This is a genomic window from Rhizobacter sp. P2_H2, assembly GCF_056403375.1.
This window is the reverse complement of record NZ_JBFUFP010000483.1, coordinates 1-3962: the sequence shown is the minus strand read 5'-3', so window position 1 is coordinate 3962 and position 3962 is coordinate 1. Positions and strand designations below refer to the sequence as shown.

Genomic DNA, 3962 nt, shown 5'->3' with positions numbered 1-3962 from the left:
GCGCAACTGCGTGATCATGGACGACATGATCGACACCGCCGGCACGCTGGTGAAGGCGGCCGAGGTGCTGAAGGAGCGCGGCGCGAAGAACGTCTATGCGTATTGCACGCACGCGGTGTTCTCCGGCCCGGCGATCGAGCGCATCAAGGGCTCGCAGCTCGACGAAGTCGTCATCACCAACACCATCCCGCTCAGCGACGAGGGCAAGACCTGCTCGAAGGTGCGTCCGCTGTCGGTGGCATTCCTGTTCGCCGAAACCATCCGCCGGATCTCCGACGGTGAATCGGTGACCTCCTTGTTCGCGGAACAGAACAGCAATTTCTGATCCGCAGACGACGACCGGCGCTTCGGTGCCGGTCGAGTTCGCGGGGCTGCAAGGCCCCATTCGAGACACCTGGTCGCGGGTGTCTTCCAATCTTTTGGAGTCAACATGAAATTCGTCGCATTCGAGCGCAAGCTGCAGGGGACCGGAGCGAGCCGCCGCCTGCGCTTGGCTGAAAAAGTTCCCGGCATCGTCTATGGCGCCGGCACCCCTTCGATGATCGAACTCGATCACAACGCGCTGTTCCATGCGTTGAAGAAGGAAGCCTTCCACTCGTCGATCCTCGAGATGGAACTGGCCGGCAAGACCGAACAGGTGCTGCTGCGTGACTACCAGATGCACCCCTTCCGCCAGATCGTGCTGCACATCGACTTCCAACGCGTCGATGCCACCACCAAGATCGTCAAGAAGGTGCCGCTGCACTTCATCAACGAAGAAAACTCGCCGGCCGTCAAGGCCGACGGTTGCCTGGTGAACCACGTCGCCACCGAACTGAAGATCCAGTGCCTGGCTTCGCAACTGCCCGAGTTCCTGACGGTCGACCTGGCCACGCTGGTCAAGGGCCAGTCGCTGCATGTCAGCGACCTGAAGCTGGCCGACGGCATCAAGGTCGTCACCCAGGGCAAGCCGAACCCGGTCATCGCCTCGACCTCGGTGCCGGTCGAGGAAGAAGCCGCTCCGGTGGTGGTGGCCCCGGTGGCCGCCGCCCCGACCAAGGCCAAGAAGAGCGAGAAGCAGAACCGAGGCTGAGACCTTCGGCCTGCTGCCCGCACGAAGCCCCGCCTTGGCGGGGCTTTTTGCTTTCAGCAAAGCTTCGCTTTCATTTCTACCGTACGCGTCACATTTGAAAGCGGTTTCAGCCGTCACGTTTGAGATACGTCTTGCGAGAGCCGGTGGCCTTACCGTGCAGCCCCATCACCAACCCGGGGAGCAAGGCATGTCGAGTTCCATCACCCATTCATGGCGGCGCGCCGGCTGGGCCGCGCTGCTGGCGCTCGGCGCCGCGTTTGCCCCCGCCGCGCAGGCGGCCGACGCCGACGCGGTGTGCTTCTATGAGCACGTCAACTACCAGGGCGCGTCGACATGCAGCGGCACCGGCAGCAGCTGGATCGGCAGCGCCTGGAACGACCGCGCGTCGTCGGTCAAGCTGCGCAGCGGCTACCAGGTCGAGCTGTTCGAGCATTCGAACTACGGCGGCCGCTCGCTGAAGCTCGCCGCCGACAACGCCAACCTGGTGCCGCTGGGCTTCAACGACTTCGTGTCGTCGTACAAGCTCACGCAGACCGCGAGCTGCGGCGCCGTCGACTGGGTCGAGGGCACGGTCTACCGCACCGTGGGCACGGTCGTGCGCTACGTGCCGAACGGCAACTACTACAAGCTCGTCAACGTCACCGCGAACGGCAGCGACGCGACCAACCCGACGATCAGCACCTGGTACTGGCAGCCGACCCCCTGCGACGGCGGCAACAACGGGAACCCGGGCGGCCTGCCGGCCAAGGTCGCCGGCGGTTACTACCCCGACTGGAAGCCGTCGCCGCTGCGCATCCGCGACCTGCCGGCGAACTACAACCTCGTCTACCTGTTTGCCGCGCGTCCGGTCGGCGGCTCGCCCGGCACGACCGGCGCGGTCACCTGGAGCGCCCCCGGCGACGGCCGCGGCGCCGCGACCAACCTGAAGGCCGACATCCAGTACGCCCGCACGACGCAGGGCCGCAAGATCATCCTGTCGGTCGGCGGTGCCGGCAACGGCATGAGCTTCCCGAACCGCACGAAGTCGCAGACCTTCGTCAACAGCGTGGTCGGGATCGCCAACCAGCTCGGCGGCCTCGACGGCATGGACTGGAACACCTTCGAGGGCAGCCAGGCACCCGACACCAACGAGATGATCTGGATCAGCCTGGAGCTGAAGCGCCAGTTCCCGGGCTTCGTCATCAGCGCGCCGCCGGCGCCGTGGAACTCGGTCGACAAGGTGTTCTGCAAGTCGATGGTGGACGCCGGTGCGATCGATTACTGCGCGCCGCAGTACTACGACGGCCCGAACCTGGCCGACCCGGCCTACGTGGTCAACAGCATCAAGGAATGGGTCGGGCTGCTGGGCGCCGAGCACGTGGTCGTCGGCTTCGGCATCAATGCCGGCGTCACCAACTACATGACGCGCCAGCAGGCGATCGACACCTGGAACCAGGTGAAGGCCAACCACCCGACGATCCGCGGCGCGTTCGACTGGGAGATCGGCACCGACGAGACGCAGGGCTGGCCGTTTGCGAACGGCGTGGCTCCGCTCGTGAAGTAAATCTGTACCGGTCCGGCCCGCCGGGGCCCCAGCCGATAATCCGCGGATGATTCGACTGATGGTGGGCCTCGGCAACCCCGGGCCGGAATACGAAGCGACCAACCACAACGCCGGTTTCTGGTGGATCGATGCGGTCGCGCGCGAATGGAAGGCCTCGCTCACGCCCGAGCGCAGCTACTTTGGCCTGGTCGCGCGGGTGAACCGCCCCGACGGGCCGCTGTGGCTGCTGGAGCCGCAGACCTACATGAACCTGTCGGGCAAGTCGGTCGCGGCGCTGGCCCGCTTCTTCAAGATCGAGCCGCAGGAGATCCTCGTCGCGCACGACGAGCTCGACCTGATGCCCGGCCAGGCCAAGTTCAAGCGCGGCGGCGGCCACGCCGGCCACAACGGGCTGCGTGACATCCATGCGCAACTCGGCACCGCCGACTACTGGCGGCTGCGGCTGGGCATCGGCCACCCGGGCGTGAAGGCCGAGGTCATCGACTACGTGCTGCGCAAGCCGAAGCCCGAGGCGCGTGTCGCGATCGAGGACACGATCGCGAAGACGATGACCGTGCTCGACCTGATCGCCGCCGGCGAGATGGAACGCGCGACGATGAAGCTGAACGCCAAGCCCCCGCGCCCGAAGCCGCCGCGGCCCGCGGCGCCCGATGCCCCTGGCATGCCGGTGGAGAAAGCCGAATGAAGCCGCGGCTGACCGCGACGCTGTGGGCCGTGTCGTGGTTGATGTCGGGCACGAGTGCGGTGGCCGGGCCGACGGTCTACCGCTGCGGCCCCGACCGCAACGTCTACTCGCAGCTGCCGTGCGCCGATGGCGAGGCCGTCGATGCCCGTGATGGCCGCACCGCGCAGCAGCGCGCCGAGTCCGAGGCGGCGGCCCGCAAGCAGGCCGAGACCGGCTCGGAGATGGAGCAGGACCGGCTGGCGCGCGAAGCGGCCGTCCGGCCGTCGAGTGCGATGAACCTCGCACCCGTCTCGCATGCCGCGTCGGCACCGAAGGCGAAGCCCACCAAAGGCAAGACGAGCAAGTCGACGAAGGGAAAGTCGGCCAGGGACCGTCAGGGCGACGACGAGGTGCGGATCGTCGTGCCCGCCGCCAAGGGCAAGCCGGCGAAGTGATCAGGTGACCATCAACCGGTAGCCTGCGCCTGCAGCCGCCGGTACTTCTCCCACAGGCTTTCCTGCGTCTCGACATGCGCCGGGTTGACCGGAATGCAGGCGACCGGGCAGACCTGCACGCACTGCGGCTCGTTGAAGTGGCCGACGCATTCGGTGCACTTGCCCGGGTCGATCACGTAGTACTCCGCGCCCATCGAGATCGCCTGGTTCGGGCACTCGGGCTCGCAC

The 3962-nt window shown here is 66.7% G+C and carries 6 protein-coding genes; 5 read left to right on the top strand and 1 reads right to left on the bottom strand.

Annotated features, from left to right (window positions below; all coding sequences use genetic code 11):
- From prs to AC1D15_RS20790, 5 genes are all read left to right on the top strand, one after another.
- A partial coding sequence (prs, locus tag AC1D15_RS20810) for a ribose-phosphate diphosphokinase (RefSeq protein WP_477827463.1) occupies window positions 1-325 on the top strand: 325 nt, incomplete at its 5' end.
- Window positions 326-430: 105 nt separating this feature from the next.
- On the top strand, window positions 431-1072 hold the full coding sequence (locus AC1D15_RS20805) for a 50S ribosomal protein L25/general stress protein Ctc (RefSeq protein ID WP_047506460.1): 642 nt from the start codon (window positions 431-433) through the stop codon (window positions 1070-1072).
- Between the two features lie 187 nt (window positions 1073-1259).
- Window positions 1260-2615, top strand: a complete 1356-nt coding sequence (locus tag AC1D15_RS20800; RefSeq protein ID WP_477827462.1) for a peptidase inhibitor family I36 protein — start codon at window positions 1260-1262, stop codon at window positions 2613-2615.
- Between the two features lie 46 nt (window positions 2616-2661).
- On the top strand, window positions 2662-3300 hold the full coding sequence (pth, locus tag AC1D15_RS20795) for an aminoacyl-tRNA hydrolase (protein ID WP_477827461.1): 639 nt from the start codon (window positions 2662-2664) through the stop codon (window positions 3298-3300).
- The gene (locus tag AC1D15_RS20790; protein WP_477827460.1) at window positions 3297-3734 is read left to right on the top strand and encodes a hypothetical protein; all 438 of its coding nucleotides are present in this window, start codon (window positions 3297-3299) and stop codon (window positions 3732-3734) included. Before pth ends, AC1D15_RS20790 begins: the two co-directional genes overlap by 4 nt.
- Window positions 3735-3745: 11 nt before the next feature.
- On the opposite strand, the gene AC1D15_RS20785 is transcribed toward AC1D15_RS20790, so the two are convergent.
- Window positions 3746-3962: YfhL family 4Fe-4S dicluster ferredoxin (locus AC1D15_RS20785; protein ID WP_477827459.1), on the bottom strand; the 217-nt coding region annotated here is incomplete at its 5' end.

Excerpts from the sequence above, each read along its gene's own strand:
- AC1D15_RS20805 (WP_047506460.1), top strand. The coding sequence starts at position 431 with ATGAAATTCGTCGCATTCGAGCGCAAGCTGCAGGGGACCGGAGCGAGC.
- AC1D15_RS20800 (WP_477827462.1), top strand. The coding sequence starts at position 1,260 with ATGTCGAGTTCCATCACCCATTCATGGCGGCGCGCCGGCTGGGCCGCG.
- pth (WP_477827461.1), top strand. The coding sequence starts at position 2,662 with ATGATTCGACTGATGGTGGGCCTCGGCAACCCCGGGCCGGAATACGAA.
- AC1D15_RS20790 (WP_477827460.1), top strand. The coding sequence starts at position 3,297 with ATGAAGCCGCGGCTGACCGCGACGCTGTGGGCCGTGTCGTGGTTGATG.